At 65.9% G+C, this 25,563-nt stretch carries 30 protein-coding genes; 11 read left to right on the top strand and 19 right to left on the bottom strand.

What is annotated here, in order from left to right; genetic code table 11:
- The first annotated feature begins 22 nt into the window (after positions 1-22).
- From CHB64_RS13780 to CHB64_RS13760, 5 genes are all read left to right on the top strand, one after another.
- Positions 23-934 carry a sulfite exporter TauE/SafE family protein gene (locus CHB64_RS13780; protein ID WP_089413199.1) on the top strand — a complete coding sequence of 304 codons (912 nt, stop codon included), beginning with the start codon at positions 23-25 and terminating at the stop codon, positions 932-934.
- A complete protein-coding gene (locus CHB64_RS13775) occupies positions 931-1,719 on the top strand; it encodes a TIGR02186 family protein (RefSeq protein ID WP_159462511.1) in 789 nt (262 codons plus the stop codon). Before CHB64_RS13780 ends, CHB64_RS13775 begins: the two co-directional genes overlap by 4 nt.
- Before the next feature lie 37 nt (positions 1,720-1,756).
- Complete coding sequence (locus CHB64_RS13770) at positions 1,757-2,239, top strand: DUF3429 domain-containing protein (protein ID WP_089413198.1); 483 nt, start codon at positions 1,757-1,759, stop codon at positions 2,237-2,239.
- A 24-nt stretch (positions 2,240-2,263) separates the two neighbouring features.
- On the top strand, positions 2,264-2,671 hold the full coding sequence (locus CHB64_RS13765) for a hypothetical protein (RefSeq protein ID WP_143266029.1): 408 nt from the start codon (positions 2,264-2,266) through the stop codon (positions 2,669-2,671).
- Positions 2,672-2,755: 84 nt separating this feature from the next.
- Positions 2,756-3,901, top strand: a complete 1,146-nt coding sequence (locus CHB64_RS13760; protein WP_089413196.1) for an iron-containing alcohol dehydrogenase — start codon at positions 2,756-2,758, stop codon at positions 3,899-3,901.
- Here the strand turns inward: CHB64_RS13760 and CHB64_RS13755 are convergent.
- The 5 genes from CHB64_RS13755 to CHB64_RS13735 all read right to left on the bottom strand — a co-directional run bounded on the left by CHB64_RS13755 (position 3,883) and on the right by CHB64_RS13735 (position 7,235).
- Positions 3,883-4,377 (bottom strand): DoxX family protein, encoded by a 495-nt coding sequence (locus CHB64_RS13755; RefSeq protein WP_089413195.1) that lies wholly within the window; start codon positions 4,375-4,377, stop codon positions 3,883-3,885. The two genes, CHB64_RS13760 and CHB64_RS13755, sit on opposite strands and share 19 nt — an antisense overlap.
- 15 nt (positions 4,378-4,392) lie before the next feature.
- Entirely contained in the window at positions 4,393-5,172 is a 780-nt protein-coding gene (locus CHB64_RS13750; protein ID WP_089413194.1) for an HvfC/BufC N-terminal domain-containing protein, read from the bottom strand.
- A complete protein-coding gene (gene bufB / locus CHB64_RS13745) occupies positions 5,162-6,031 on the bottom strand; it encodes an MNIO family bufferin maturase (protein WP_089413193.1) in 870 nt (289 codons plus the stop codon). Before bufB ends, CHB64_RS13750 begins: the two co-directional genes overlap by 11 nt.
- Positions 6,028-6,336 (bottom strand): BufA1 family periplasmic bufferin-type metallophore, encoded by a 309-nt coding sequence (locus CHB64_RS13740; protein WP_089413192.1) that lies wholly within the window; start codon positions 6,334-6,336, stop codon positions 6,028-6,030. Before CHB64_RS13740 ends, bufB begins: the two co-directional genes overlap by 4 nt.
- A gap of 173 nt (positions 6,337-6,509) precedes the next feature.
- On the bottom strand, positions 6,510-7,235 hold the full coding sequence (locus CHB64_RS13735) for an SH3 domain-containing protein (RefSeq protein WP_089413191.1): 726 nt from the start codon (positions 7,233-7,235) through the stop codon (positions 6,510-6,512).
- Positions 7,236-7,369: 134 nt separating this feature from the next.
- Here CHB64_RS13735 and CHB64_RS13730 point away from each other — a divergent pair, with 134 nt between their 5' ends.
- Complete coding sequence (locus CHB64_RS13730; RefSeq protein WP_089413190.1) at positions 7,370-8,509, top strand: DUF2336 domain-containing protein; 1,140 nt, start codon at positions 7,370-7,372, stop codon at positions 8,507-8,509.
- A 73-nt stretch (positions 8,510-8,582) separates the two neighbouring features.
- Here the strand turns inward: CHB64_RS13730 and CHB64_RS13725 are convergent, their stop codons facing one another.
- Positions 8,583-9,083, bottom strand: a complete 501-nt coding sequence (locus CHB64_RS13725; RefSeq protein ID WP_089413189.1) for a hypothetical protein — start codon at positions 9,081-9,083, stop codon at positions 8,583-8,585.
- 591 nt (positions 9,084-9,674) lie between these two features.
- Between CHB64_RS13725 and CHB64_RS13715 the strand changes: the two genes are divergently transcribed.
- Positions 9,675-10,064, top strand: coding sequence for an HU family DNA-binding protein (locus tag CHB64_RS13715; protein ID WP_089413187.1), 390 nt, complete (start codon positions 9,675-9,677; stop codon positions 10,062-10,064).
- Between the two features lie 102 nt (positions 10,065-10,166).
- Here the strand turns inward: CHB64_RS13715 and CHB64_RS13710 are convergent, their stop codons facing one another.
- A complete protein-coding gene (locus CHB64_RS13710; protein WP_089413186.1) occupies positions 10,167-10,505 on the bottom strand; it encodes a DUF1491 family protein in 339 nt (112 codons plus the stop codon).
- Positions 10,506-10,597: 92 nt separating this feature from the next.
- Complete coding sequence (locus tag CHB64_RS13705; RefSeq protein WP_089413185.1) at positions 10,598-11,857, bottom strand: sensor histidine kinase; 1,260 nt, start codon at positions 11,855-11,857, stop codon at positions 10,598-10,600.
- 358 nt (positions 11,858-12,215) lie between these two features.
- On the opposite strand from CHB64_RS13705, the gene CHB64_RS13700 reads away from it, so the two are divergent.
- On the top strand, positions 12,216-13,175 hold the full coding sequence (locus CHB64_RS13700) for a hypothetical protein (RefSeq protein WP_143266028.1): 960 nt from the start codon (positions 12,216-12,218) through the stop codon (positions 13,173-13,175).
- A 121-nt stretch (positions 13,176-13,296) separates the two neighbouring features.
- On the opposite strand, the gene CHB64_RS13695 is transcribed toward CHB64_RS13700, so the two are convergent.
- Positions 13,297-14,349 (bottom strand): DUF6607 family protein, encoded by a 1,053-nt coding sequence (locus CHB64_RS13695; protein WP_200815394.1) that lies wholly within the window; start codon positions 14,347-14,349, stop codon positions 13,297-13,299.
- Between the two features lie 177 nt (positions 14,350-14,526).
- Here CHB64_RS13695 and CHB64_RS13690 point away from each other — a divergent pair, with 177 nt between their 5' ends.
- The 3 genes from CHB64_RS13690 to CHB64_RS13680 are packed head-to-tail and all read left to right on the top strand — an operon-like array spanning position 14,527 to position 17,409.
- A complete protein-coding gene (locus CHB64_RS13690) occupies positions 14,527-16,722 on the top strand; it encodes a TonB-dependent receptor domain-containing protein (RefSeq protein ID WP_159462510.1) in 2,196 nt (731 codons plus the stop codon).
- A 40-nt stretch (positions 16,723-16,762) separates the two neighbouring features.
- The gene (locus CHB64_RS13685; protein WP_089413182.1) at positions 16,763-16,942 is read left to right on the top strand and encodes a hypothetical protein; all 180 of its coding nucleotides are present in this window, start codon (positions 16,763-16,765) and stop codon (positions 16,940-16,942) included.
- A gap of 50 nt (positions 16,943-16,992) precedes the next feature.
- Entirely contained in the window at positions 16,993-17,409 is a 417-nt protein-coding gene (locus CHB64_RS13680) for a SufE family protein (protein ID WP_089413181.1), read from the top strand.
- Here the strand turns inward: CHB64_RS13680 and CHB64_RS13675 are convergent.
- The 10 genes from CHB64_RS13675 to CHB64_RS13630 form a co-directional block, all read right to left on the bottom strand.
- Positions 17,381-17,857, bottom strand: a complete 477-nt coding sequence (locus CHB64_RS13675; RefSeq protein WP_089413180.1) for a helix-turn-helix domain-containing protein — start codon at positions 17,855-17,857, stop codon at positions 17,381-17,383. The genes CHB64_RS13680 and CHB64_RS13675 overlap by 29 nt on opposite strands.
- Before the next feature lie 151 nt (positions 17,858-18,008).
- A complete protein-coding gene (locus CHB64_RS13670) occupies positions 18,009-19,760 on the bottom strand; it encodes a Na(+)/H(+) antiporter subunit D (protein ID WP_089413179.1) in 1,752 nt (583 codons plus the stop codon).
- Complete coding sequence (locus CHB64_RS13665) at positions 19,760-20,104, bottom strand: hypothetical protein (protein WP_183233987.1); 345 nt, start codon at positions 20,102-20,104, stop codon at positions 19,760-19,762. Before CHB64_RS13665 ends, CHB64_RS13670 begins: the two co-directional genes overlap by 1 nt.
- Positions 20,101-21,636, bottom strand: a complete 1,536-nt coding sequence (locus CHB64_RS13660; protein WP_183233985.1) for a proton-conducting transporter transmembrane domain-containing protein — start codon at positions 21,634-21,636, stop codon at positions 20,101-20,103. Before CHB64_RS13660 ends, CHB64_RS13665 begins: the two co-directional genes overlap by 4 nt.
- A gap of 1 nt (position 21,637) precedes the next feature.
- A complete protein-coding gene (locus CHB64_RS13655; RefSeq protein WP_089413178.1) occupies positions 21,638-23,140 on the bottom strand; it encodes a monovalent cation/H+ antiporter subunit D family protein in 1,503 nt (500 codons plus the stop codon).
- Positions 23,137-23,844, bottom strand: coding sequence for a sodium:proton antiporter (locus tag CHB64_RS13650; RefSeq protein ID WP_183233976.1), 708 nt, complete (start codon positions 23,842-23,844; stop codon positions 23,137-23,139). Before CHB64_RS13650 ends, CHB64_RS13655 begins: the two co-directional genes overlap by 4 nt.
- 8 nt (positions 23,845-23,852) lie before the next feature.
- Positions 23,853-24,293 (bottom strand): Na(+)/H(+) antiporter subunit B, encoded by a 441-nt coding sequence (locus CHB64_RS13645; RefSeq protein WP_089413177.1) that lies wholly within the window; start codon positions 24,291-24,293, stop codon positions 23,853-23,855.
- 1 nt (position 24,294) lies between these two features.
- Positions 24,295-24,894: a DUF4040 domain-containing protein gene (locus CHB64_RS13640; RefSeq protein ID WP_234993367.1), complete on the bottom strand. Its 600-nt coding sequence runs from the start codon at positions 24,892-24,894 to the stop codon at positions 24,295-24,297.
- On the bottom strand, positions 24,891-25,238 hold the full coding sequence (mnhG, locus tag CHB64_RS13635; protein ID WP_089413176.1) for a monovalent cation/H(+) antiporter subunit G: 348 nt from the start codon (positions 25,236-25,238) through the stop codon (positions 24,891-24,893). The genes CHB64_RS13640 and mnhG overlap by 4 nt, the downstream gene beginning before the upstream one ends.
- The gene (locus CHB64_RS13630; protein WP_089413175.1) at positions 25,235-25,561 is read right to left on the bottom strand and encodes a monovalent cation/H+ antiporter complex subunit F; all 327 of its coding nucleotides are present in this window, start codon (positions 25,559-25,561) and stop codon (positions 25,235-25,237) included. The genes mnhG and CHB64_RS13630 overlap by 4 nt, the downstream gene beginning before the upstream one ends.
- Between the last annotated feature and the right edge of the window lie 2 nt (positions 25,562-25,563).

The raw sequence follows: 25,563 nt of genomic DNA, 5'->3' as shown, positions 1-25,563 counted from the left end.
CGCCCGCCGGGATCGCGCGTTCATGCAGATTTACTTGCCCATCGCCGAAATGCCGGTCGATCCCTTCGTCGTCGTCATGCTCGGCGGCGCGGTCGGCTTTCTGTCCGGCATGTTCGGCGTCGGAGGCGGCTTTCTGATGACGCCGCTTCTGATCTTTTACGGCATTCCGCCCGCCGTCGCAGTCGGCACCGAAGCGGCGCAGATCGTCGGTTCGTCCGTATCCGGCGCGACGGCGCATCTCAGGCGCAAGGCTGTGGATTTCCAGATGGGCTGGATTCTGGTCGCCGGCGGCGCGGCCGGCGCGCTCACCGGCGTCGCGATTTTCCGCAGTCTGCGCGAGGCGGGTCAGATCGAAGTCTTCATTTCTCTGGCTTACATGATCTTTCTGGGCCTGATCGGCGCGCTCATGCTCGCCGAAAGCCTGCGCAAGCTTTTGCGCAGCGCCGAACCCGGCGCCAGGAAACGCCGCAGGCGGCGCACGGCGTGGATGGCCGCCCTGCCCTTCGCGATGCGGTTTCGCCGCTCGCAGCTTTACATAAGCCCGCTGCCTCCGCTCGTTCTCGGCTATTTCGTGGGCGTGCTCTCGGCGGTCATGGGCGTCGGCGGCGGCTTCATCATGGTGCCGGCCATGATTTATCTGCTGCAGATGCCGACCAATGTGGTCGTCGGAACCTCGCTGTTTCAGATCATGTTCGTGACCGCCGTCACGACGGTGCTGCACGCAGCCGCGAACTACACCGTAGACATCGTGCTGGCGCTGCTGCTGCTGGCCGGCGGCGTGATCGGCGCCCAGCTCGGCGCGCGCATCGGCGTTCTTCTGAAGGCGGAGCAGTTGCGCGCGCTCCTGGCCCTCATCGTGCTCGCCGTCTGCGTCCGGCTGGCTTTCGGCCTCGTTTTGCCGCCGCCGGCCCCTTATGTCGTGGAGGCGTTGTGAGAACAGGCGGCCTCATTTGCGCGCTGCTGACGCTGCTCGCGGCGGACGCGGCCTGCGCGAACGACATCGCCGTGGCCCTCACCGACAGCGTCGTCGAGGTCGACGCCGGCTTCGCGGGCGCGCGCATCGTACTATTCGGCGCCGTCGAAGGCCTCGCCGCGCCGGCGAACGAAGCGTCGCCTTACGACATCGTCGCCGTGCTGCGCGGCCCGGACGCGGATTTCCGCATACGCCCCATGGAGCGGCGCGGGCTCATCTGGACGAGGGGGCCCGGCATACGCGTCGAGGGCGCGCCAGGCTTTTATATCGTCGCCGCGACGCAGCCCGTCGAAGACTTCGCCCCGCCGGATCTGCGGCGCGCGCTGGAGATCGGCGCGGCCCATCTCGACATCGCGGCGCGGCTTGACGCGAGCGACGGACGCGCGCGCGAAGTCCTGGCCCGTCACGGCGCGCAAGCCCTGACGGAGGCCTTCCTCGAAGCAGGCCGCGAGACCGGACGCTTTCGCGAGATCGCCGGCGCGGTCGCCTTTCATAAGGGGCCGTTGTTCTCGATCGCCATCGACCTGCCCCCCACGACCCCGATCGGCGAATACGAGGCGCGCGTCTATCTGATCCGCGACGGCGAGGCGATCGCGCAGGACAGCGCCGCGCTCTCGGTCGACAAGGTCGGAATCGAGCGGCGGATCTACGACCTCGCCCATCAGCGCCCGATCGCTTACGGACTGTTCTGCGTCGCCATGTCGCTCGGCGCAGGCTGGCTGGCGGCCGCGGCGTTTCGCAAATAGGAATTGTGCGCTACTGTAAGGCCGGAGGGAGGGCCTTATGGCGAATCTCGCCGAAAAAGCCGGCGCCCCCGCCCGTCAGGGCCTGCCGCAGGCGGCCGCCGTGCTCGCCTACGCCGGCGCTTTGCCGCTGATCGTCGCCGCATTGCTGGTTCTATTGCGCCCGGACGACCTCGGTCCCGGCGCGCAGCGCTTCATGTTGATCTATGGCGGGCTCCTGATCGCCTTTTTCGGCGGCGTGCGCTGGGGCGTGGCGGTGATGCGCCCCGAAGGGCCGCGTTTCGTCCATCTCGTGGGCGGCGCGATCCCGCTGGTCCTCGCCCTGCCGGTGTTTTTCCTCGCGGATCCGGGCGCGCGCTTTCTGCTCATTCTCATCGCGTTGCCCATCCTGCTGATCGACGACCTGCGCGCCACGCGCAAAGGCTCCGGCGCGCCGGACTGGTATCTCGGCGTGCGCGCGCCGCTCACGATCCTGATGGAGGCGTCTTTCGGCCTCGCCTTCGCCCAGCATCTCATGAGCTGAATGATGGGCCGCGATGATGAGGACATGACGCGCTTCAGCCTCGTCGCGCTCGCCCCGCTCGCGCTCGCCGCGATCGCGCTTTGGCTCGCGCCCTGGGCGCTGCCTTTGAGCTTCGCGCTCGACATGCATCAGATGGCGCTCGCCTATGGGGGCGTCGGCGCGGCCTTCCTCGCCGGCGCCGACGCGGGCGGGCGCCGCGGCGCGATCCGCTATCTCATCGCCGCCCTCGCCGTCTGGATCGCGCTCTGGCCGGGCGGGGCGTTTCACCTCGCTCTCGGCGCGGCGTGGCGCTATCTCATCATCATCGGCGTGCTGATCTATCTGTGGCTGGGCGGCGGCGCGCGCGCCGCGTGGAAGACGCGGCTCGTCTATTGGGCCGTCATTCTTCTCGCCCTCATCATGAGCCGGCTGCTCCTGCTGGGCTATTACTGACGCCGCCGTTCGCGGCTGCGCCGCGCGTTTGTCGTCCGCTCGCCGGGCGCATATCATGCCGATCCGGCGGATCAGGAGGGCGTCATGGGATTCGTCTTCAAAACCGTTCCGCATATCGTCTTCGAGACGGGCGCGGCGGCGCGTATTGGCGAGATCGTCGCCGGGCGGATGACGCGCCCGTTCCTCGTTACGGACCGGTTCCTGCTCGACTCTGGTCTCGTCGCGCCGGCGCTCGACAGTCTCAAGGCCGCCGGCCTGACGCCGACCGTGTTCAGCGAGGTCGCCGCCGACCCGCCTGCGCCCATCGTGCGCCGCGCGATCGAAGCCGCGCGCGCGGCCGGCGCCGACGGCGTCATCGGACTCGGCGGCGGCTCGTCCATGGACACGGCCAAGATCGTCGCCGTGCTGATGAATTCAGACCAGCATCTCGAAGAGATATACGGCGTCGGCGCGGTCAGGGGCGCGCGCGCGCCGCTCGCGCTGGCGCCCACCACCGCCGGCACCGGCTCGGAGGTCACCGACATCGCCGTCATCACCACCGAGGACGACCAGAAGATGGGCGTCGTCGCCGACCAGCTTTTCGCCGACGTCGCCGTGCTCGACGCCGCCCTCACCCTCGGCCTGCCCCGCGCGGCGACGGCGGCCACCGGAATCGACGCGATGGTGCACGCGATCGAGGCCTACACGACGAAGCTCAAGAAAAATCCAATCTCCGACATGCTGGCGCGCGAGGCGCTATCGCTGCTGGCGAACAACATCGTGCGCGCCTGCGAGGCGCCGGACGATCTCGCCGCGCGCGAGGCGATGCTGCGCGGCGCCATGCTGGCCGGGCAGGCTTTCGCCAACGCGCCGGTCGCGGCGGTGCACGCCATGGCCTATCCCATCGGCGCGCTGTTTCACGTGCCGCACGGGCTTTCGAACGCATTGATGCTGGCGCCGGTCCTGCGCTTCAATCTCGAAGCCGCCGCGCCGCTCTACGCCGAGCTTGGCGACGTCATCGGCGCAGAGGCGACCGGCGGCTTCGTCGAGCGCGCCGACGCCTTCATCGCGAAGATCGCGCAGATCTGCGCCTCCACCGGCGTCGAGCAGCGCCTGTCGCAGGTCGGGATCTCCCATAACGACCTGCCGCGCATGGCCGAAGACGTCATGAAGATCACGCGACTGTTGCAGAACAACCCGCGCGAGCTGACCTATGACGACGCCCTTCGCCTTTACGCGGAAGTCCTTTGACGCCCGCCTATGAGCGCGTCCACGGAGAACTTCCCGGGTCCATGCGTAAGCACCACGAGCAGCGGCGCGGCCCAGAGCAGGTGCAGCGACCAGTTGCCGTTGGGTTTTAACAACTCTTCGGGAAAGACATAGAACTGTATGACCGCCGTCATCACAAGCAGGCCGAGAGCGCCGAAACGGGTGAGAATCCCGCAAACAAGCATCGGCGGCAGAAGATTCTCGCCAAGCGCCGTCAGTTGCGCGACGAAGGGCGCGATCGCTTCGGGAAAGCCGTAGACGTCCGAGAACAGATAAATCTTGGACGCTTTCAGCGAGAACAGCTCGTATTTGACGCCGAGAATGTCGCCGCCTTCGAGCTTCGACTGTCCCGAGCGCCAGAACGGCACGGCCGCAGCGACCCTGCAGACGAACGCCGTCAGCGAATAAGGAACCTTCCCGCACATGCGCGCGAACGACGCATAGAGCCTCTTCAGCATGCCCGCCTCCTATTCCTATGTAAGGAAAACTTTCGTAATCGCGCCGGCGGCCATGATCTCGCTGAAGACAGCCTCCGGCGCAGCCGCCGCGTCCGCGCCGAGCGCGGCTTCGACGGCGTCTGAAAACGTCGCTCCGGCGGCGAGCGCCCCGAGCGCGGCATGCGCGCCGGGCGACAGAAGACGCACGTCTACTGCGCTCTCGGGGCGGATGACGAGGACGCGCTCGGGCGTCGCGTCGAGCTTCAGCGCGCCTTTTTGCTCCCTGCGCGCGCGCCGCCAGATGGTCGCGGCCGGCCAGGCCGATTCGAGAAGTTGCGCAGACGGGTGTAGTCGCGCCCGCGCCGCATCCGGGTTCTCCCCTGCCGCGGCCGCGATGTCGGCCGGCGCGAGGCTTGTCGCTTCCGCCGCATGATAAGCCTTAAGCCAGGCGATCTCCAGGCGCGCGACGTCAGGCAGATAGGGGAGATGCGCGACCGGCTCGAACGCCTCCAGAAAGGCCGGCAGCCCGTCGCCGTACCGCGCGACGAGCCGCGCGCGCGGCGGCGCATGGTCGAAATAAGCGCGGGCGAGATAGGCGAAGAATTCCTCCCCCACCAGACTCTTCACCGCCGGAAACGCGTCGGCCAGCGCGCGCGAATAAGCCGCACGCACATTATTGCGATAAACGAGCACGCCCGCTTCGACGCGCTTTTCGTCGCCGACCGCCATGGGAAACGCTTGCGGCGACGCCTTCGCCAGAATGGCCGCGCCCAGCGCGTCGTACCACATATCGTCCGTTAGCGGATCAGGAGGCATGAACGGCTCCTTCTCCGGCCGCGCGCATAATCTCTTTCGCGGCGAGCGCCTCTTGCGCCAGGGCGTCGAGCGCTGGAGGACGGGTGTCCCATTCGAACAGGACCGGGCGCAGCCCCGCGCGGCGCGCGAAGCGCTCCAGCAGCGCCAGCACCGGCGGCGGCGGCGGCGAGCCGTGATCGTCGACGCGGATCACGACGTCGTCGAAGCGATCGACCGCATGGCCGGCGACATGAATTTCGCCCACCGCGCCGGCGTCGATCGCATCGATATAACATTCCGCGTCGAAGCCGATATTGAACGCGCTCACATAAACGTTGTTCACATCGAGCAGGATCCCGCAACCAGTTCTCCGTGCGAGTTCATTCAGAAAATCCGTCTCGGGAATTTCGACCGTCGCCGGCGCAAGGTAGGAGGACGGATTTTCGATCAGAATCCGGCGGCCCAGCGCTTCTTGGACCTCGTCCACATGATCGCAGGTTCGCGCCAGCGCCGCGCTGGTCAGCGGGGGCGCGATCAGATCGTTGAAAAACACGCCGCCGTCCGCGCTCCAGGCGAGATGCTCGGAGACGATCGCCGGATCGTAACGGTCGACGACGCGTCTCAATCGCGCAAGGTGATCCTTGTCGAGATCGTTCCGTCCGCCGATAGACAGGTATACGCCGTGTACGGATAAGGCGCGCGTTTCCCGGATCGCGGCCAGCCAGCGATGGGGCGGGCCGCCGTCGCCCATGAAATTCTCCGCATGGACTTCGAAGAAATCGAGCCCGTCCGCGCCGTCGAGCGCGGCGCGGTAATGATGCGGCTTCAGGCCGATCCCTGCGCCAAGCGCAGGGATCGGGTTTTGGGAAAAACGGCTCACGCGTCCGGCAGGTCGCGATCAAGCGGATCGAGGCTGCCCGAGCGTCCGCCCGGCAGGGAGATCGACTCGCAGGTTCCCGCCGGCACCAGCTTCCAGGCGTTGCCCTGATAATCGATCGTCGAGGTGCCTTCGCACGACGTGCCTGGTCCGGCGGCGCAGTCATTCTCGCCCGCGAGCGCGACGCCGTAGCACTTTTCCATGCCTTTCTTCTCGCCAGCATGCGCGCCGGCGACGACGGCGAGAGCCGCGGCCGCGCTCAGCGCGCCCGCAAGAACAGATTTTCCGGCGAATGAACTTTTCTTCATGAGCAGACGCTCCCTCGTTTCATGACGATGTTGCACGGAAACGAGCGCTGATGAGAAATCCCATTCCCGCTGCCCGATCCCGTACGAAGGAGCCTAATCGCGTCAGGCGCGAATTGGTAAATCAAGCGCAATCACGATGAAGTGAAAGATCGCCGACGGGCTTAAAAAGCGTTTTAAAACAGCCGCGTCGGCGCATTTTCGGGCGCCGGCTCCACGCGCCAGCCCGCGCCGCGCTCGCAGGCCACGCCCGACCAGCGATCGGTTCGTCCGCCGACTGAAAGAGTCTGCTCGAACGCGCGGCACGGATGAGGCCGGCGCATCGGCCCGCCGGCGAGCATGAGCTCCGCCCCCGGCGCCTTTATCATCAGGCTTTCATGGATGTAGCCGCGGATCTGCCCGTCGAGCGCGACCAGCATCCACGGCTTGCCGGCGACCTTGCCCACCGCGTCCACGCCGGTTCCGGCAGGAAGCTGTTCCAACACCCTGGCCTCCAGCGACGGGCCGGCGCGCACATTAGAGTTGGCGGTGAGCGCATGCAGGCCGAGCTCGATCTCCATCGGATCAGCAAGGCTGATCGGCGCGCCGAGAGGCAGCGTCGCCTGCGGGTCGCTGCGCAAATTGCCCACGAGATAGCGCCCCGGCGTCACTTCGCCGGAAGCGTTCGGCCCGCGCCAGGCGACGGGCGCGCCGGCGCGCCCAGCCTCCATCGCGCTGACGAAGGCGGGATAGAGCGCCTCGACATCGCGTCCGGAAAGAGAGGCCGCGAGCGTCGATCCGACAGCGAAATTCACCCCTCCGCCGCCGGAGCCGTAAATCGAGCCCGTCTCGCAGGCCGCCGCCGACATCATACCGAAGGCGGCCGCAATCCTGAGGAGAGTCAACTTCGCCGGGTTCTTCATAAGCGCTCCTTCGGGCCCTTTTAATCGGTGCGAGCCGGCGGCGCCACCGGTTGCGGCGGATTTGAATTTTTTCCGCCACGAATTCTTTACGCGCGTCGCGCGAGACGAGCGCTTCTACTGTTTGGGGGAATGGCATGTCCGGCGGCGCAGCGCGCCTTCTGGCGCTGATCGAGGAAGCCCGGCGCGACCGGCGCGCAGGGTTGGACCGACTCGCTTGCGCGCTGACCGATCTTCGCCTCGCCGCCCCCGGAAAATGCGATGCGGCCGCATTCGACGAAACGCTTTGCGCTTTGGCGGCGCGCGCGACGCCTGAAACGCGCCGGCTTCTCGCCGAACGATTCGCAGCCGCTGACGGCGCGCCGCGCGCGCTCGTCAGGCGCCTCGCCGCCGACGAGGCTATCGAGATCGCCGAGCCCGTTCTGCGCCGCAGCGCCGCGCTCACGGAAGAGGACCTGATCGCCATCGCGCAACACGGCGGCCCGGCGCATGTCGCCGCCCTCGCCTGCCGGCGCGCAGTCAGCGCGCGCCTCGCCGCGGCGATCGTCGCGCGCGGCGAGAAGGCCGGGCTGGTCTATCTTGCGCGCAACCGGGGCGCCAGACTTAACGATGCGTCCCTCGCCGCCCTCGTCGCGCAGGCGCGCGCGATTCCCGAATTGCAGGCGCCGCTGACGGCGCGGCCTGATCTGTCGCCGCTTCTGATGACGCGGCTTTACTTCGCCGTCGCCTCGCCGTTGAAGCGCGAGATCCTGCGCAAGGCCGACATGCTCGATCCCGCGCTGATCGACGCGGCGATCGACGCCTGCCGCAGCCGACTCCTCGCGCCGTCCGCCGAAACGAGCCCCGACCCGCTCGAAACGGCCCGCCAGTTCATACGGTCGCGAATCGGCACGCGCTCTCTCAACGAACGCCTTCTGCGGCAGATGCTCGACGCGCGCCGGCCGGCGGAGTTCATGCTCGCCTTCGCCTATTGCGTCGGCGTGGACATCCGCGCCGCGCAGACGATCCTGCAGGACCGGTCATGGGAATCCCTCGCCGTCGCCTGCCGCGCGGCCGGAATCGAGCGCGCCACTTTCGCCAAGCTGATCGTCGGCCTGCGAAAGACGCCGGAAGAACAGAAATCCGGCGCGCAAATGCTCGAAATCTATATGAAGATCCCGCAGGAAGCGGCCGAACGCGTGATGCGCTTCTGGCGCGCGCGCCATACGCCATTGGCGGACCTCGAACGCAAAAAGAAGACCTCCATCGCCGCCGTCGCTCCTCGGCTGGCGGGATAAGCGAAGGGATCGGGGATCGGGAATGATGGGCGCCGATCCTGTTCCTCAATCTGCTTTCCCCGATCCCGACAGCTCATGCGTAATAACGGACCTCGGCGCGGCGCGAGCAATTGCGCGCCGCGATGCTGCGCACGCGGCCCCACGGCACGTAGCGCGCGTCAGGACCATGCACCGAGACCGTGCAGACGAGATCGCGGCCGCGTCGGCCGTAGAACAGCTCTTCTACAAGCACGATCCGCGCGCGATAGCGTGTGTCGAAAACCCGCCGCTTCACGACCTTTGAGCCGCGATGAGGATGGGCCCGGCGATAGTCGCTCCGTCCCTCGTAATAGCGGCCGTCGTAATCGGGCCCGCCGATGCGCGCCGTCACGCTCGCGCCGGCGCTGTAAGGCTCTGCGCGATAATATCGGTCGTGAGGGTGATAGTCGTAATAGTCGTGATGATGCGCGCGATGGTCGTGGTCGATCGCGCAATATGGCGGCCGCCCGTCGCGATGCCCTGCGGCGGCGGCCGTCAGGCCCAGCACGGCGAGACCAGCCGCGAGGGGCGCGGTCAGTCGAAAGAGTCTGCTCATCGAAACCTCCCTGGCTCGCCCCAGCCGGCTTTCGACAGGCTCATTCTAGAAGCGAATTTGGCGGAGATGGGTCGAGGTCGGCCGCCGCGCCGCCATATTTCAACGCCCTGCGCCCGGCGCGCGAGAGGCGGCCGATTCGCGCCCTGGCGGGCGAAAAGGCCGGCGCGCGCTTTCGCCGGACGCCGGGCGAAAATTTTTTCGCCGCCCGGAACGGGCCTTGCCGCTCGGCGAGCATTCGCCGCGCCGGCCCGGCGGGGCGAGATTTCTTTTGGGGATTTCAAAAGATAATCCGTGTGCGATATATTAATCGAACACCTTTGATGGCACGGAAAATATCGAAAAAATCGGCATTTCTTCATCATAAGGCGTATGGAAACAAATACAGAAGGCGGGAGCGTGAATACAGATCGGCGGCGCGCGAAGGGCGAAAACCCCCGTGGGTAGGGAGTTTCCGCCCCCTCGTCCGGCCCGAAAACGCGGACATTCAAAGGACGCGGACAGGGCTTGGAGCCTCTAAAAACGCTTGTTAAACGGCGAATCGCGTGATTCTGTGCGCGCTCGGGATTCGCCCGCATCATTAGAGGACATCCAATGGCAGCGAAAAAGAAGACTACGGCGAAGAAGACCGCCGCGAAGAAGACGACGGCCAAAAAAGCGCCCGCGAAGAAAGCGGCCGCGAAAAAGACCGCCGCCAAGGGGACGCCCGCCGTCCTCACGCTCAAGCATCTGGCGGCGGAGATCGCCGCCTCTCACGATCTGCCGAAAAAGCAGGCCGAAGGCGCGCTGGGCGACTTCGTCTCGCTGATCGGCAAATATCTGAAGAAAGGATCGAAGATCCGCATCGCGGGTCTCGGCATCCTTCAGGTCCGTCACCGCCCGGCGCGCATGGGCCGCAACCCCGCAACCGGCGAACCGATCAAGATCAAGGCGAGCAAGAAGATCGCCTTCCGCCCAGCGAAAGATCTTAAGGAATCCATTTAACGAGCGCACGCCGCGCGCCGCTGTCTGCGCGGCGCCGGCGGCGCGACAGGCGGGATCCCGAGCGAACGCCGCGCCAGTCAGCGCGGCGTTTGTCATTGCAGGCTACTCCACGAAGCTGCGGCCCTGGCGATCCTCCACCTCGACGATCCACAGATCGGGATCGATGCGGCGCTCGCGCGCGAGCCAATCGTCCGCCCTTTCCTCCGGAACCGGACCATCGAAAGGCTCCCGCCAGATGGTCTCTCCCATTTCGTTGCGGCTCTGAATGAAAAGCCGCGCGACAGGCCCCGTTTCCAGACGGCCCATGAACACCTTGACGGCGATCGCGCCCGCATCCGGATCGCCTTTGCGCGCGATATGCGCAAAAGCGCCGGCCGCCTGCGCCCGGCGCAGATGCGCGGCCACGCGGATTTCGGTCTTCAGGCGCGACGACGTCGGCATGGCGGGAGCATGTGCGAGATCGCCGCGCCCTGTCAAAGCGGCGCGCAGACGGGTGCAGACTTCCCAAGACGCAGAGAATAAATGCGCCTACGTCAGGCGGCGCTGGCGCGCTCGCGACGATAGGCTTCGATTCGCTCAAGCTGGGTCAAGATCGCGGGCTTTCGCGCATGAGCGTCAGCTTCTTCGCCGCGCCCCGACGATAGCCGCCGCACGCGAGCTGGCGCGGCGGGCGCGGCGATCGGCAGGCGCACCCTCGCCGTCACGCCTTCGCCCGGCGCGCTGTCGAGCTTCATCGATCCGCCATGCAGCTCGGCCAGCGCGAAAGCGAGCGCGAGACCGAGGCCGGCGCCTTTCGCGCCGCGCACGCCGTCGCCATGGGCGGCCGTGAAACGCGCGCCGAGCTTGGCGAGCTCGGCCTTGCTCATGCCGACGCCGGTGTCGCGCACGACCAGGACGATCTCGTCGCCCTCGCGCAGCGCTTTCAGCGTGACGCCGCCGTCGCTCGTGAACTTCACCGCATTGGACAGAAGGTTGAGAAGAATCTGCCGGACGGCGCGCGGATCAAGGAAGCTTTCGGGAAGCTCTTCTTCGATCTCGACGTCCAGCGCGAGACCGGCGCGCTCGGCCGCCAGACGGACCATGCCGGCGCATTCTTCGACCAGCGCGCCCACGTCGGTCCGCTCGCGCTTGAGCGAGAACCGATCCGCCTCGATTTTCGCGAGGTCGAGGATCGACGAGACCAGATCGAGCAGATGCCCGCCGGACGCGCGGATATGCCGGGCGTATTCGGCGTATTTCGCATGGCCGAGAGGACCGTAGGTCTCCTCGTTCATCGCCTCGGCGAAGCCGATGACCGCATTGAGGGGCGTGCGCATCTCATGGCTGAGATCGGCGAGCAGGTCGGCGCGCTCTTTCGCTTCCCGGCGAGCGGCTTCGGCCTCGGCCCGCAAGGCGGCGGCTTCCTCGATCTCTTCGTTGCGGTCCAGAATGAGCGCGGCGCGCGAGCCGTCGGCGCGCAGGCTCGTCGCGACCTCCACCCGGCGCGGGGCTCCTTCCGGCGCAGGCTCCGCAAGGGCGCAAACGATCCGTCCGGCCGCGCCGCCAAGCGAAAGCGCGCGCTCGACGGCCGGCCGATCTTCGCTGCGGAACAGACTCGTGAAATCGCGCCCGATAAGCCGGGCGCGCGGCGCGCCCAGAACAGGCGCGGCGCCGTCGGAAAGATCGCGAAGCCGGCCCGCCCGATCCACCAGCGCCACGCAGGCGCCCGGCCCGCCGTCCCAGACCGCTTCGCCGCCTGCGCGGGCCAACAGGCCCAGGCGTTTCTTCAGAACTGCGAAGGCGCGCGTCAGCATGAGCGGTTAACGTCCTGGCGACCAAGGTTAACGTCTGGCTTACTTTGGCCGCCCCATCGTTAACAAACACTGAACATGACCGGCCTTGTCGCCGGCGAGAAGCGGGCCGCTGCGCAAACTTGCCGAAAATTGACGCTGACCGCCGGCGCGAACGCCTCGAATTTGTCTCGAATGCCGCTAGTATGGCCAAACTGTTTTTAGGCAGGGGCGCGTTAGACGTGGAGGCCGCCTGCATCAGGGGCGCCTGCAACGGGAGAGGGATTCTATGTTGCGTAACGATTCGCCGGCCGCTTCGGCCTCGTCGCGCGGCGGCCGACGCCTTTCTTGCGCCATCCTTCGGCGATCGAGGCGGCCGTTTTTGGCGGCCGCCGTGGTGCTGGGGGCTGCTGCATCGACCACCGTGGCCGCCGACACGCTCGCCCAGCCGCGCCAGAGCGCGCTGGAGCGCCGGGCGGCGGAGTATGTGCGGTTCCGCAGCGACGTGGCGGTCATCGAGGCTACGCCTTTCGACAGCGCCAAGACCACCCGCGAAGCGCATTTGCGCTTGTCTTCGCACGACTCGATGGCCCTTTCGAGCGGCTGGGTCGCCTACGCCGCGCTGGTGGCCGCCGACACGCCTGAGTTCGCCGAAGCGCTGGAAAAGGAAATGAAGGCCAAGAAAGACCGCAAGACCGGACTCGCCGGACGCGACGCCTTTCTGGCCAAACTTGCGGCCGACCCGAGCTATCCGCGCAAACTTCCGGGCGCGAGAGAGGCGATGAACCGGGTGCTCGCGGTGACGGCTCAGGACGCGACCCGCTTCGCCGCGCTTGGCGAAGCGTTCAAGGAACAGGCATACGCCATGCAACGCACGAGCTGGGGCAAGAGCCGCATCGCTTCGAGCCAGCAGCGGCTGAGCGAAGCGGCCGCCTACGCCCGCTCGCGGCCTGCGACGCCGGTTCCCGCGTTTCAGGCCGCCGCCAAGAGCGGGGTCGTCGCGCCGATGCTCGCCAGCGTCGACGAAGCCTGGGCCCCTGACTGGGGCGCCCATGGCCGCGCCAGAGGCAATGACGAGCCCAACGCGCAGGTGATTCTCGACCGCGTGCTCAATCTCGCCGCACGCTACGCCGTCGGCGAGGTCAACGAAAAGCTGGTCGACGTTTACGCCAAGAACGACCGCGCCGAGCGTTGCCTGTCGATGGCGTCGCTGACGCTGCGCCAGTGCATTGCGGCGACGCGCGCGCCTTACGAAGAGGCTTTCTGCCTCGGCGAGCATGCTCTCAACGACGTCGCCGGGTGCATCGGCTGGGTCGCCGGGGTCGACGCGAACGCAAGCTAGACGCGCGCCGCCGGCGTTTTCTTCTGCTTCGTCCGAGCGAGAAGCGCCAGGAAACCGCCCCCGGATCTTCGGAGGGCGGTTTCTTCGTCGTTTTGCAAAGGCTCTTCTTGCGGTTTGGCGGTCACTCCGCGCGCGCTGCGGCGAGGCGCTCTTCGAGCGCGCCGGGCGCGGTCGTCGCATATCGCGCGATGACGGCGCGCGCCTCGGCGAGCGCCTCGGCCTCGGTCATGGCGCCGTCGGCCGCCGCCCCGGCGAGCGCGAGAACGGGGTCGTAGAGCGCTTCGGGCTCTCCCTGTATCGTCAGCCCGAAGAGCTTGCTCTGCGCGGCGATGCGCGCCCATTCCGCGCGAACGCCAGCCCAAAAGCCTTTGGTGGCGGCCCAATAGTCTTCGGCGACCTCAGCAGCAATATCGTCAGCGTGCGTATAAGTGTTTACCCCGATCTCCCGAACCAGGATGCGATCTTTCCCGCGCAGGGCCAGCTTGGAGTTATCCTGCTCGTGGACCCACCCCCAGGGCGCGATGGCGTGGCGGTTGACGGCGAGGATGGCGTCGTAATCGTCCCGCTTGGTCGCGTCGCGGCGCGGCAGCGGCCGCAGGCTCGGCGGCGAGGTCCATTCGGACACGCCGTTTTCGTGCCGCCACTCGGCGACCGCGCCGTAGCGCGGCGCGTCGTCGACCTGATAGACGATCTGCGCCCATTTTCCCTTGCGTTCGGCCGGCGACAGCGCGCGCACGCGCCAGGCGGCACCGCCGACGAACTCGATCACTTCTTCAGGTTCGTAAATCCAGTCCTGACGCCAGTGCTTGACCGGAATCTTTTCCTCGCCGCCGACGACGAGAATATGCTGGAGGCTGATGAAATCGCCCCTGTCCTCGATCACGCGCACGATCTCGTCGCCGCTGGTTTTGTAGGGCGGCTTCGGATCATAGCCCTCGATGAAGGGAACCGTCTCGGTGAAGCTGAAAGCAACGCGATAGTCGCCGGCCATCGCCAGAATCGCGCGCCGGTCCAGTTCGAACTTCGCGCGGCGCGTCTCGGCGAAAGCGCCGGCGGCTTCCGTCGGATGCGAAAAGCCTGCGCGGTCCGCGCCCGTTCCCGCGCAACCTGCCGCCGTGAGCCCGCATACAAGCGCCGCCGCGCCAGCCGCCAGAGTTTTCCTGCGCATGGTCATCCCCGTTATTCCTTCCGCCGTCAGCCGTCCTGCGCGCCGGGCCGCGAAGCGCGCTGCGATCGCACCCGTGGCCGAAGCCGCGATCGCGTTATATTGAGAACGATTCTGACTTGCAATCTTGTTTTTCCCCGGTTAGAGAGACGCAATTGCGAGCCATTCTCAACAAGGCGGGGCATTATGAGAAGCGTATTTCTAGGCGGCGTCGCGACGGCCGCGATCTCTCTCGGGGCGGCGGCGCAAACGACGCCGGATAGCGCGGCCCTGGGAGCCGCGGGAATCGCCGAGACGGAAGAATCAGCGTCGGAGAGCCAATCCGCTCCGCCGGAAATTCGGCTCGCGCAGCTTGACGTCATCACCGTCTACGCCACGCGCAATCCGATGCCGGCTTTCGACTATCCCGGCCAGGCGAGCGTCATCGAACGCGACGTCATCGACGATCTCAATCCTTCGACCGTATCGGACGTTTTTCAGGCGATTCCCGGCGCGCGCTTCGACGGCGGGCCGCGCCGCGCGGGGGAGACGCCGACTATTCGCGGGCTCGAAGGGGAAGGCGTGCTCGTCCTGTTCGACGGCGCGCGGCAGAGTTTTCTGTCCGGACACGACGGACGGTTTTTCGTCGACCCCGACCTGTTGAAAGCCGTCGAAGTGGTGCGCGGACCGGCCTCGGCCCTTTACGGCTCCGGCGCGCTGGGCGGGGTCGTCGCGCTTCGAACCGTGACGGCGGAGGACTTTCTCGAAGAAGGCCAGGCGGCCGGCGTGAAAGCCGGGGCCGGATTTCAGTCCGTGAACGACGAATGGCGCCTTTCGACCTCCGGCGCCTGGCGATCGGCCGACGGACGGCTCGACATGGTGGGCGGTTTCACCTATCGGAAATCCGGCGACATCGCGCTCGGCAGCGGACTCGATCTGCCTGCGGACGATCAAGTCGCCTCCTCGCTTCTGAAAGCGACCGCGCGCCCGGCCGACGCCTGGACGGTCTCGGCCTCATGGATCCGCTATCGCGGCGATTCGGTCGATCCCAACAACCCGCAGGGCGAGAATATCGCCGGCCCCGGCAACGAGCTGGTCGACCGAGAGATCGAGAGCGACACCGTTCAGGGCGTCGTCAACTTCGCCCCCGGCTCTGCGCTGATCGACCTCAATCTGACCGCGTATCATACGCGGAACGACGTGACGGAAGACGAACGGGAATCGACGCGCGTCGTCTCGCGGATTGTGGAGACGACCGGCGTCGCCCTCGATAATCGGTCGCGTTTCGATTTCGGCCGGCGCGCGACGCTGACCCTGACCTATGGCGGCGAGTTTTACGTCGATGAACAGACCGGCCGCGACAACACGAGCCCCGACGGGACCCGCGGCGGCGTTCCGAATGCGAAGAGCCGGTTTTACGGCGCTTTCGCACAAGGCGAACTCGCGCTGGAGCGACCGCTCGGCGCGCCGGGCGTGCTGACGCTTATTCCCGGCGTCCGCTGGGACCGCTTCGAGAACGAAGCGCCCGACCAGCAGAATACGGAGGATTCTGCCGTCTCTCCCAAGATCGGCGTCTCCTACAAGCCGCTCCCGCAGCTCATTCTTTTCGGCAACTGGGCGGAAGCGTTCCGCGCGCCCTCCTTTAACGAAATCTATGCCGACGGCGTCCATTTCCAGATCCCGGACATGTCGGCGATCCCGCCTTTTCCGCCGACATTCGTAACAAACTTCTTCATCGCCAACCCGGATCTCGTCGCTGAGGAATCCGAGACATGGGAAGTCGGCGCGGGCGTCGATTTCAACGACATTCTATCGCGCGGCGACTCTTTCACGGCAAAGGCGTCCTATTACGAATCAGACGTGACCAATCTCATCGACCTTGAAGTAAGCATCCCTGCCGGCTGCTTCGGCGCGCCCTTCCCGCCCTGCGGCTCCGGCGAGGCGTTCGGCAATTTCAGCCGCAATGTGAACGTGACGAATGCGAAGCTTTCCGGCGTCGAGCTTGAAGCCCAATACGATTCAGAATGGGTCTACGCGCGCGCCAATTATGCGACGATCGACGGCGAAAACGTCGATACGGGCGACTTCGTCGGCGTTCTCTCGCCCGATCGCTTTTTCATCGACGGCGGAGTGAAGCTCCGCCCGCTCGACATGCGGCTCGGCGCGCGGGTGACCATCGCCGGCGACTTCGAAAAAGCGAATGATCCAAGCCTGTTCCGGGACGACTACGCCACGGGCGACGTCTATCTCGTCTGGGAGCCTTCGCGCGGCGCCTTGCGCGGGCTTCGCGTCGATCTCGGCGTCGATAACGTGACGGATGCGGACTATGAGGTGATCGCCGCCGGCGTCAGCCAGCCGGGACGCAACGTCAAGATCGCGGCGCGCTGGCGGCAAGGGTTCTGACCTTCTGAGGCGGGCGCGACCGAGCGAAAGGATCGCCTTCATGACCTGCTACAACGAAAGGCGTTCGATCATCCTGTGGCTGATATCGCAGGAGCAGGCGCTGTCGGTGTGGCTTGACCAAGTTATGGCGTCGCCTGGCGAGCCGGATCTCGTCGAAAAACTAGAGAAACATCGTCGCTGGCTCGTCAGAGCGATACGGGAGCTCGAAGGCGGCGCCTGACCCGAAGCGAAGGCATTGCTCCGGCTCCTTCCTGCGCATATGTGAAGGACATGCCCCGTTTCGATGACATCGTCGCCGACTTTAAATTTCTCGACGACTGGGACGACCGGTACAAGTACCTGATCGACCTCGGCCGCGCCCTGCCCCCTTATCCGGAAGAGTTCCGCGACGAGGCGCACAAGGTCAGGGGCTGCGCCAGCCAGGTGTGGTTTCGCGCCCGCGAGGAGGCCGAAAACGGTCGTAAGACGCTCGCCTTCGACGGCGATTCCGACGCCCATATCGTCAAGGGCCTTATTGCGGTGCTGTTCGCGCTTTATGCGGGCAAGACGCCCGAGGAGATCCTCGCCGTGGACGCGCGCGCCGCGCTCGCGCCACTCGACCTTGAAGGCCATCTGACGCCCCAGCGCTCGAACGGCCTCGTCTCCATGATCAAGCGCATCAACGAGATCGCAGCGGAAAAACGATAGCCGCCTCGGGCGCGCCTTCCTGCCGGCGGCGACGGGCGCGGCCGCGGCGGGCGAGCCGCCGGCGCTGCGGACTGAAACAGCCCGGCGTGTCGCAGCGCGCATAGATGACCGCGATCCGCCGGCGCATTTCGGCTTCCAGAAGCTCAAGCTGCCGGTCGAAAATGGGGCTGTCGCGGCGATCCTCGATCGTATGGCAGGCGTAGCTCACCGTGGTGCGGTCGCGCTCGAAGGCATGGGAGATCTCGCCCATCGGCATTTGCCCGACCACGTGGCAGAGATACATGGCGATCTGACGGGCGAAGGAGACATTGGCGCGATTGCGGCAGCGGGCGAGAAGATCGTCGAGGCGCACGCTGCAGGCGACGGCGGCGATCTCCATCGCGTCGCGGGCGATCAACCGGCTGAGCTCGGAGGCGCCGCCCTCCTGCGGACGGAAAGTCTGTTTCATTTTGGGCTCCACGCAACACGTTCCGGACGGAACCGATCGGCCGTGCCCGACTGTACGGGGCGCGCGGAGGCCGGGGATAAGTTTCCACCTTTTTGTTGATCAGCAGTGAGCGTTTAAGATTAATGCAATCCAAAGGCGAAACGCGGCGCGCTCATGCGATGAATGCGAGAGCGAGCGCCGCGCCGAGCACGACCGCCGTCCATAGCGCCATCGAGCCCACCGGCCAGGTTCGCGCCAGGCGTCCTTCCGGTCCGTGTACGGCGTAGATCCGCTCCATCGCGCGCTCCACCCGACCCGTGAAAAGCCGCCAGGAAAGCCGCCATAGCGCGCGCGTCGCCCCCGCCGTCCACGACAGCAGCGCCCGGCCGGGAACGCGATAGAACCAGTCGGAATCGAGATTGGTCGACTTCAGCTCAGGCGGATAAAGGCCGGTCTTTTGCAGCACCGCGAAGGCGAGGCCGGAGAAAAACAGAATCTGAAGCTGCACGAGAATGTGCGGCGCAGTGTAGGCGATATAGGGCGAATGCGCGTCCTCAATCTTCACTTCGAAAGGCATCAGCGCGTAAAGCGGATCGCCGGCCGGCCCGGTGAAAAGCTGCGCCACGCCGATGCCTACGCACAGGGCCGCCGAAACGCCCATTGCAATCAGCATATGCAGCGGCGCCTCTTTGGGGCGCTTGCCGCTGTCATGGGCGAAAAAGGCGAAATAGGGAATCTTGATCCCTGAATGATGGAACACACCCGCGGCGGCGAAGAGCAGCGTCAGCCACACCCAGAAATAATGCTCTTTCGCAGCGCCGCTGATGATGAGCCCCTTGGTCACGAAGCCGGAGAAAAGCGGGAAGGCAGAGATAGAGGCCGCGCCGATCAGGCAGAAAAAGGTCGTCCACGGCATGGTCTTGTAAAGCCCGCCAAGCTCCGAGCCCTTAATCGTGCCCGTGCGATAGAGCACGGCGCCCATCGCCATGAACAAAAGGCCCTCGAACAGGATGTTGCAGAAGGCGTAGGAAGCCGCCCCGTTCAGCGCGAGCGGCGTGCCGACTCCGACGCCGACCACCATGAAGCCGACCTGGTTGTTGAGCGAGTAGGTCAGAACCCGCCGCAGATCGTTTTCGATGACGGCGAAGAAGATCGGAAACGCCGTCATCGCCGCCCCGATATAAACGAGCGCCTCGACGCCCGCAAAGCCGCGCGCGAGGGAGGCGACGGCCATCTTCGTAGTGAAGATGGAAAGCACAATTGTGCCGGTGACGGTAGATTCCGGGTAAGAGTCCTGCACCCAGTTGTGAAGCAGCGGAAAGGCGCTCTTGATCCCGAAAGCGAGAAAAATGCACAGAAGAGCCGGGTGGGTCAGCGAAAGCCCGCTGTCCAGAAAATGTCCGAATTCGAGCGAACCGGTCGCGCGATAGTAAAAGACCACGCCCGCCAACAGGAGCACGCCGGAGGCGATCTGCCAGACGAGATAGCGCATCCCGGCGTAGAAGGCGCGCCGGTTTCGGCTCGCCCAGATGAGAAACACCGACGTGATCGCGGCAAGCTCCCAGAAGACGAAGAGCGTCACCAGATCGCCGGCGAGCACCGCGCCCAGCGCCGAGCCCGGATAAATCAGGGCGGCGCTTTGCTGCAGCCGGTCGCGAACATGCCAAGCGTAAACGACGTTGAGCGCGATTGCGATCAGAAAGACCGTCGCGAACATCCGGCTGAGTCCGTCAATGCGCGTCAGCGTGAGCGTATGGCCGAACAGCTCATAGTTTCCGTATTCCCCGAGCCCGAACGCGAAAAGCTGCGCGCCCGCCAAAGCCGGCAGCGCCAGCATGAAGACATTGCGCAAGAGCCCGCCGCGAACCAGCGGCGCCAGAAGGCCGCCCAGGAGAACGATCAGCGCCGGTGAGAACTCGCCCATCAATGCGCGCTCCCCTCGTCGCGTTCGTTTTCGGCGCGCGCTTCATATTCCGCATCCAGGCGCTGATAGTAATCTTCGTCGCGCATCAGCACCTTGCGCAGCTGCGCGGCCGCGACGACGAGCAGAAAACAGGCGACGAATCCGTAAAAGCCGTAAAAGTTTGGCGCGTTCTCCAGTTCGAAATAGGGATGCTTCTCGACAACAAAATCGGCGACGAGCAGCAGCGCGCATATGCCGATCAGGCCGTACCAGATCTTGTCGACATTGCGGGGATCGTCGAGCCAATATTTCTTTTCCTCGGCGGCGCCGCGCTGCAGCGCCTCCTCCGATCGCGGATCGTTCATCGCCCAGTCTCCGTAAGCGGAAGAAGATAGTCGTAAAGAGCGCCTGAGAAGAAAAACAGAACAATCGCGCCCGTCGCCGTAAGAATAATGGGAATCAGACAGAACGGCGGCGCCTCCTTGACAGGATCGCGCGGCAGGGCGTTCCTGCCGTCATAGAGCGGGCCTGCGTACCATTCCTTCTCAAGGGGCGCGTCCGCGCCCTTCGCGGGTTTCAGAAACGCCACCGCGGGAATGGAGAGCAGATAGACCACGTTCAGGAGCGACGACAGCATCAGCACGCCGATCATCGCGATCTGCCCCGCATCCGCCGCGCCCAGCATCAGAAAGAATTTCGGCCAGGAGCCGGCGAGCGGCGGCACGCCCACGATCGACACCGCGCCGATGAAAAAGCAGACGAACGTGATCGGCATGGTTCGCCCGAGGCCGCGCAATTCGGAAACCTTCTCCTTGTGCGCGGCCACCATGATCGCGCCGGCGCACATGAAGAGCGTCATCTTGCCGAGCGCGTGGGCGGCGATCTGCAGCGCCCCGCCCATCACGCCCGCCGAAACCGCGAGCATCGCGCCCAGAGTCACGTAGGAAAGCTGCGAGACCGTCGAATAGGCGAGGCGCGCCTTCAGATTGTCTTTGTGCATCGCGATGGCCGAGGCGAGCAGGATCGACCCGCCGGCTATCCACACGAACGGCGCGCTCGCGCCCGTCTCATGCAGGAAATCCACGCCGAAGACGTAAACCACGATCTTGAGAATGGAGAAGACGCCGGCCTTGACCACCGCCACGGCGTGCAGAAAGGCCGACACCGGCGTCGGCGCCACCATGGCGTTGGGCAGCCAGGGATGAACCGGCATCAGCGCGGCCTTGCCCACGCCGAAGGCGTACAGCGCGAGCAACAGGCCGAGCACGGGCCGCGCCGCTTCGGCGTGCGCGCTCAACAGTCCTCCTGGGGCGAAATCGGTCGAGCCGGCGATCGCGTAAGTCCACGCGATCGCCGGCAGCAGCAGGCCGATGGACGTGGCCATCAGGACGCCGAGATAGACGCGCCCCCCGTGGCGGGCCTTGGCGTCGCCCTTGTGCGTGACGAGGGGATAGGTCGAAAGCGTCAGGACTTCGTAGAAGATGAAGAGCGTGAACAGATTTGCAGCATAGGCCACGCCCATCGCCGCGGCGATGGCGATCGCGAAGCACATATAGAAGCGCGTCTGGTGCTTCTCGCCATGCCCGCGCATATAGCCGATGGAGTAAAGCGAGTTGACGAGCCAGAGGCCGGACGCGACGAGGCCGAACATCGCGCCCAGGGGTTCGGCCTCGAAGGCGATCGGCAGTCCGCTGACGACCTCGAACAGGACGTATGCGGGGCGCGCCCCGGCGCCGACAGCCTGAAACACGACGATCGCCAGCGCGAGCAGAACGACGGCCGTGGCAAGCGTCGCGGCTTCGCGCCAGTTCGGCCGCTTGTCCAGCAGCCAGATCGCGACGAAGCCGACGAGCGGAAAGGCCAGCGACAGCGGCAGCGCGAGCTCGGGAGAGATCATGTCAGCGTCCTCCCGAAACGGTCATCAACGCCGCCGCCGCCTGTTCGGCGAAACCGGCCGTGAACTCCGTGCGAAGACCGAAATAGAGGTTTGCGGCGACCAGCGCCCACATGGGAATCAGCATCGACAACGGCGCTTCCTTGACGGGTTCGGAAAGCGGGCCCTGCTCCGGCGGCTCGCGCAGCAGCATGAGTTCGACGACGCGGCCCACATAGAGCACGGCGATCAGCGAGGAGGCGACGATCATGAAGGCCGCCCAGGCGTGGCCGGCTGCGAAGCTCGCCTCCAGAAGATACCACTTCGAGACGAAGCCGACCGTGCCCGGAACGCCGATCAGCGACAGGCCTGACAATACGAACGCCCAAGTCGTCACGGGCATCCGCCGCGCGAGTCCTGAGAAAGCGGCGCAGCGGTGATCGCCAAGGCGATACACGACGCAGGCGACGGCGAGAAACAGCGCGCCCTTCATCAGGCCGTGATTGACGAGATGGATGAGCGCGGCCGCCAGTCCCTCGCGCGTGCCGAAGGACAGCCCCAAAAGCATGTAGCCGATCTGGCCGACCGAAGAATAGGCGAGCATCCGCTTCACGTCGTGCTGAAAGACGGCGATCAGCGACGCCACGAACATGCCGGCGACGCCGAGCGGCAAGAGGACGTAGGTCAGCGCATCGCCGAGAAATGCGAAGTCGAGCCCGAAAACCGAATAGAAGAAGCGCACGAGCACATAGACGGCCACTTTCGTCGCGGTCGCGGCGAGGAAAGCCGAGACCGCCGACGGCGCGTAGGCGTAGGCGTTGGGCAGCCACAAATGCATCGGAAACATGGCGAGCTTGAGCCCGATCCCGACGAGAATGAACGCGAAGCCGGCCTCCACCACCCGATTGTGCTGGCCGGCTAGCTTCAAATGAAGGTCGGCGAGATTGAGCGTGCCCGTCGCATGGTAAAGAAGCCCCACGCCGATCACGAAGAAAGTCGCGCCCAGCGTGCCCATCACGAGATAGGTGAAGGCCGCCGTAAGCGCGCGCCGGTCCTGGCGTCCGCCCATGGCGACGAGCGCGTAAGTCGACAGCGATGAGATCTCCAGGAAGACGAAGATGTTGAAGGCGTCTCCCGTCGCCGTCACGCCCAAAAGGCCGCTGACGCAGATCAAGAACGCGGCGTAGAAATAGGGAGACTGGCGTTCGTCGATCTCGGCGCGCACGCTTTCGTAGGCGAACGGCGCGACCGCCGCGGCGATCCCGGAGACCAGCGCCAGCACGATCGCGTTTGCCAGATCGATGCGATATTCGATGCCCCACGGCGGCGGCCAGTCGCCGAGATGATAGGAGACCGGGCCCGTCGCCGCCACCTCCCGCAGCAACAGCGCGCTTGCGAGAAAGCTCAGCCAACTGACGAATGTCGCCCACGCCCAGGGCGCCCTGCCCTTCGGCAGCAGAAGCGCCAGCGCGCCCGCGACGAAAGGAATGACAACGGGCAGAACGGGGAGCTGCGCCATCAGATTCATGCGCGCGCTCCCTCGGCCTTTTCGCCGAACGCGGCGCCGAACTCCGCAATGTCGTCGGCGGCTTCGAGCTCGTCCTCCTCGATAGTGCCGTAGGCTTCGCGAATGCGCACCGCGAGCGCGAGCCCGACGGCCGTCGTCGCCACGCCGACGACGATCGCGGTGAGAATGAGAACATGCGGCAGCGGATTCGAATAGACGATTTCCGCAGCCTTGTGCGCCGCCTCGCCCAGGGCGGAAGCCGCATCGCCGGCGCCGTCGGGCGGCGCGAGAAGCGGATTGGCGGCCTCGCCCGGCGCCGCGTGCAGGCCGGCCTCGCCGGACGGCCCCGCGCCCTGAGGCGTTTGCGCGACGGCTGAGGCCAGATCGTTGGCGGGAAGCGCCTCAGGCGCGGACTGAGGCGCGGCGTGAAGACTTTCGCCGGAGGCCGCGCCGGGCGCGGGCGCGCTTTCCCCATGCGCGGCGGATGCGCGCGCGCCCTTCCCTTCATGGCCGCTCTCATAGGCGGCGGGCAGAATCGGCGCCGTGCCGCCGGCGACCTTGCCGATGGAGATGTAATAAATGAACACCGAGGTCTGAAAGATGTTCAGCCCGACGATCTTCTTCACGAGGTTGCCGCGGCTGATGACGATATAAACTCCGATCATCATCAGCACGATGAAGATCCAGTAGTTGTATCGTTCGGCGATGAAGGCGAGATCGATCATGACGCGGCTCACCAATCCTCAGGGTCGATTTCCGGCTCGCGCCCGGCGAAGTGATAGAAGACCGTGAGCATGGTCGAGGCGACCGCCAGCCCTACCCCGAATTCGACGAGCAGGATGCCGTAATGCTGGCCCTCGTGATGGGTCGAATGCGGCGCCAGCGCGTCATAGCCGAGGAAATTGCCGCCAAGCAGCATCGTCGCAAGACCGGTTCCGGCGTAGAACATGACGCCGAGCGCCATCGCGATCGTGAGAGCGCGTTGCGGCAGCGCTTTCTTCGTTTCCTCGAGACCGAAGCAGAGCGCGTGAAGAATGAACGCGACGGCGAAGATGACGCCCGCCTGAAAGCCGCCGCCGGGCCCATAGTCGCCGTGAAACTGCACATAAAGCGCGAACAGCAGGATCGGCGCGAAGAACATTTTCGTGGTGACGCGGAGGATCAGATGCGGCATTTCAGGCGTCCTCCTCAGCGTCCGTGACGGCGCGGCCGCCGCGCGCGCTTCCCGCTCCGAGCAACAGGATCACCGCGACGCCGGCGGTGAAGATCACCATCACCTCGCCCAGCGTATCGAAGCCCCGATAGCTGGCCAGAACGGCGGTCACGACATTGGGCACGGCGATCTCCTTGGGCGTACGCTCGAGATAATCGCGCCCCACCCCGGCGTTGGCCGGCGAATCGGGATCGCCGAAAGCCGGCATGTCGAGGCTGGCATAGATGAGAGCCGTCCCGACCGCCGCCACCGCCAGAAGCGCCACAGGCGCGCGGCGCGGCCGCGCAGGCTTCTCGCGCCGCGCCGTAAGAAGCATCCCGGCGAGCATCAGCACGGTCGAAATCCCGGCGCCGACGGCGGCCTCGGTGAAGGCGACGTCCACCGCATCGAGCGAAACGAAAAACGACGCGGAAAGGAGCGAATAGACGCCGGACAGCATCACCACCGCAAACAGGTGCCGCGAGCGGAGCATCGCAAGGGCGACGAACACCAGCAAGGTCAGCAGCGACAGATCGATCAGAAGATTCGCGGTCAGCCCCGGCGCTTCCTGCGGCGACATCATTCGCTCTCCCGCTTGAGTTCAGGGCCGAGCAAGGGCTTCAGCCCGCTCACCCAGGCCGCATGAGCAATGGCGTGGGTCGCCACCGGACTCGTGAAGAACAGAAAGAAGCCGATGAAAGCGAGCTTGGCGACGACAAGCCAGTTCGGCGCCTGGAGCATCATGGCGAGAATGATGAGCTCGGCGCCGGCCGTGTCGGTCACGCCCGCCGCATGGAGGCGCGTATAGAAATCGGGAAATCGCACGATCCCCACCGCGCCGATCGCCACCCCCGCCGAGCCGACGATAAAAAGGGCCCAGGACGCCAGATCGCGGACCAGCGCCAGATCGAGAAAACCGTCCGTCATCGCGCCGCGCGCTCCTCTTCCGGGGCTTCCTCGAAGCGCGGCCTGTCGGCCTCTGCGCCGGTCATGGCGACGGACAGCGTCCGGTAGCGGAAGAACTTCAAAATCGCGATCGTCGCCGCGAAGTTGAGCAGCGCATAGAGGAGCGCAATGTCGAGGAAGTCCGGCCGGCCCGTCAAATAGCCCATGACGCCGATGAGCAGCACCGTCTTGGTGCCGAAGGAGTTGCCCGCAAGCACCCGATCATACAGCGTGGGGCCGGCGACGGCGCGCACGATGGCCAGAGTCATGGCGGCGATGATAGCCGCGGCGGCGACGGCGAACATGG

The organism is Amphiplicatus metriothermophilus, from assembly GCF_900199215.1.
GTDB lineage: Bacteria > Pseudomonadota > Alphaproteobacteria > Caulobacterales > Parvularculaceae > Amphiplicatus > Amphiplicatus metriothermophilus.
The sequence above is the reverse complement of the archived record's forward strand: the minus strand, read 5'-3'. Positions and strand labels throughout refer to the sequence as shown.

What these genes read in the sequence shown, in the direction of transcription:
- CHB64_RS13660 (WP_183233985.1), bottom strand. Translation starts at nt 21,636, where the DNA reads ATGATCTCTCCCGAGCTCGCGCTGCCGCTGTCGCTGGCCTTTCCGCTC.
- CHB64_RS13760 (WP_089413196.1), top strand. Translation starts at nt 2,756, where the DNA reads ATGGGATTCGTCTTCAAAACCGTTCCGCATATCGTCTTCGAGACGGGC.
- CHB64_RS13770 (WP_089413198.1), top strand. Translation starts at nt 1,757, where the DNA reads ATGGCGAATCTCGCCGAAAAAGCCGGCGCCCCCGCCCGTCAGGGCCTG.
- CHB64_RS13780 (WP_089413199.1), top strand. Translation starts at nt 23, where the DNA reads ATGCAGATTTACTTGCCCATCGCCGAAATGCCGGTCGATCCCTTCGTC.
- CHB64_RS13670 (WP_089413179.1), bottom strand. Translation starts at nt 19,760, where the DNA reads ATGGGCGAGTTCTCACCGGCGCTGATCGTTCTCCTGGGCGGCCTTCTG.
- CHB64_RS13695 (WP_200815394.1), bottom strand. Translation starts at nt 14,349, where the DNA reads ATGACCATGCGCAGGAAAACTCTGGCGGCTGGCGCGGCGGCGCTTGTA.
- CHB64_RS13740 (WP_089413192.1), bottom strand. Translation starts at nt 6,336, where the DNA reads ATGAAGAAAAGTTCATTCGCCGGAAAATCTGTTCTTGCGGGCGCGCTG.
- CHB64_RS13710 (WP_089413186.1), bottom strand. Translation starts at nt 10,505, where the DNA reads ATGCCGACGTCGTCGCGCCTGAAGACCGAAATCCGCGTGGCCGCGCAT.
- CHB64_RS13715 (WP_089413187.1), top strand. Translation starts at nt 9,675, where the DNA reads ATGGCAGCGAAAAAGAAGACTACGGCGAAGAAGACCGCCGCGAAGAAG.
- CHB64_RS13690 (WP_159462510.1), top strand. Translation starts at nt 14,527, where the DNA reads ATGAGAAGCGTATTTCTAGGCGGCGTCGCGACGGCCGCGATCTCTCTC.
- CHB64_RS13705 (WP_089413185.1), bottom strand. Translation starts at nt 11,857, where the DNA reads ATGCTGACGCGCGCCTTCGCAGTTCTGAAGAAACGCCTGGGCCTGTTG.
- CHB64_RS13650 (WP_183233976.1), bottom strand. Translation starts at nt 23,844, where the DNA reads ATGATCGATCTCGCCTTCATCGCCGAACGATACAACTACTGGATCTTC.
- CHB64_RS13645 (WP_089413177.1), bottom strand. Translation starts at nt 24,293, where the DNA reads ATGCCGCATCTGATCCTCCGCGTCACCACGAAAATGTTCTTCGCGCCG.
- CHB64_RS13765 (WP_143266029.1), top strand. Translation starts at nt 2,264, where the DNA reads ATGACGCGCTTCAGCCTCGTCGCGCTCGCCCCGCTCGCGCTCGCCGCG.
- CHB64_RS13630 (WP_089413175.1), bottom strand. Translation starts at nt 25,561, where the DNA reads ATGTTCGCCGTCGCCGCCGCGGCTATCATCGCCGCCATGACTCTGGCC.
- CHB64_RS13665 (WP_183233987.1), bottom strand. Translation starts at nt 20,104, where the DNA reads ATGAACGATCCGCGATCGGAGGAGGCGCTGCAGCGCGGCGCCGCCGAG.
- CHB64_RS13755 (WP_089413195.1), bottom strand. Translation starts at nt 4,377, where the DNA reads ATGCTGAAGAGGCTCTATGCGTCGTTCGCGCGCATGTGCGGGAAGGTT.
- mnhG (WP_089413176.1), bottom strand. Translation starts at nt 25,238, where the DNA reads ATGACGGACGGTTTTCTCGATCTGGCGCTGGTCCGCGATCTGGCGTCC.
- CHB64_RS13685 (WP_089413182.1), top strand. Translation starts at nt 16,763, where the DNA reads ATGACCTGCTACAACGAAAGGCGTTCGATCATCCTGTGGCTGATATCG.
- CHB64_RS13725 (WP_089413189.1), bottom strand. Translation starts at nt 9,083, where the DNA reads ATGAGCAGACTCTTTCGACTGACCGCGCCCCTCGCGGCTGGTCTCGCC.
- CHB64_RS13750 (WP_089413194.1), bottom strand. Translation starts at nt 5,172, where the DNA reads ATGCCTCCTGATCCGCTAACGGACGATATGTGGTACGACGCGCTGGGC.
- CHB64_RS13640 (WP_234993367.1), bottom strand. Translation starts at nt 24,894, where the DNA reads ATGATGTCGCCGCAGGAAGCGCCGGGGCTGACCGCGAATCTTCTGATC.
- CHB64_RS13735 (WP_089413191.1), bottom strand. Translation starts at nt 7,235, where the DNA reads ATGAAGAACCCGGCGAAGTTGACTCTCCTCAGGATTGCGGCCGCCTTC.
- CHB64_RS13655 (WP_089413178.1), bottom strand. Translation starts at nt 23,140, where the DNA reads ATGAATCTGATGGCGCAGCTCCCCGTTCTGCCCGTTGTCATTCCTTTC.
- CHB64_RS13675 (WP_089413180.1), bottom strand. Translation starts at nt 17,857, where the DNA reads ATGAAACAGACTTTCCGTCCGCAGGAGGGCGGCGCCTCCGAGCTCAGC.
- CHB64_RS13730 (WP_089413190.1), top strand. Translation starts at nt 7,370, where the DNA reads ATGTCCGGCGGCGCAGCGCGCCTTCTGGCGCTGATCGAGGAAGCCCGG.
- CHB64_RS13680 (WP_089413181.1), top strand. Translation starts at nt 16,993, where the DNA reads ATGCCCCGTTTCGATGACATCGTCGCCGACTTTAAATTTCTCGACGAC.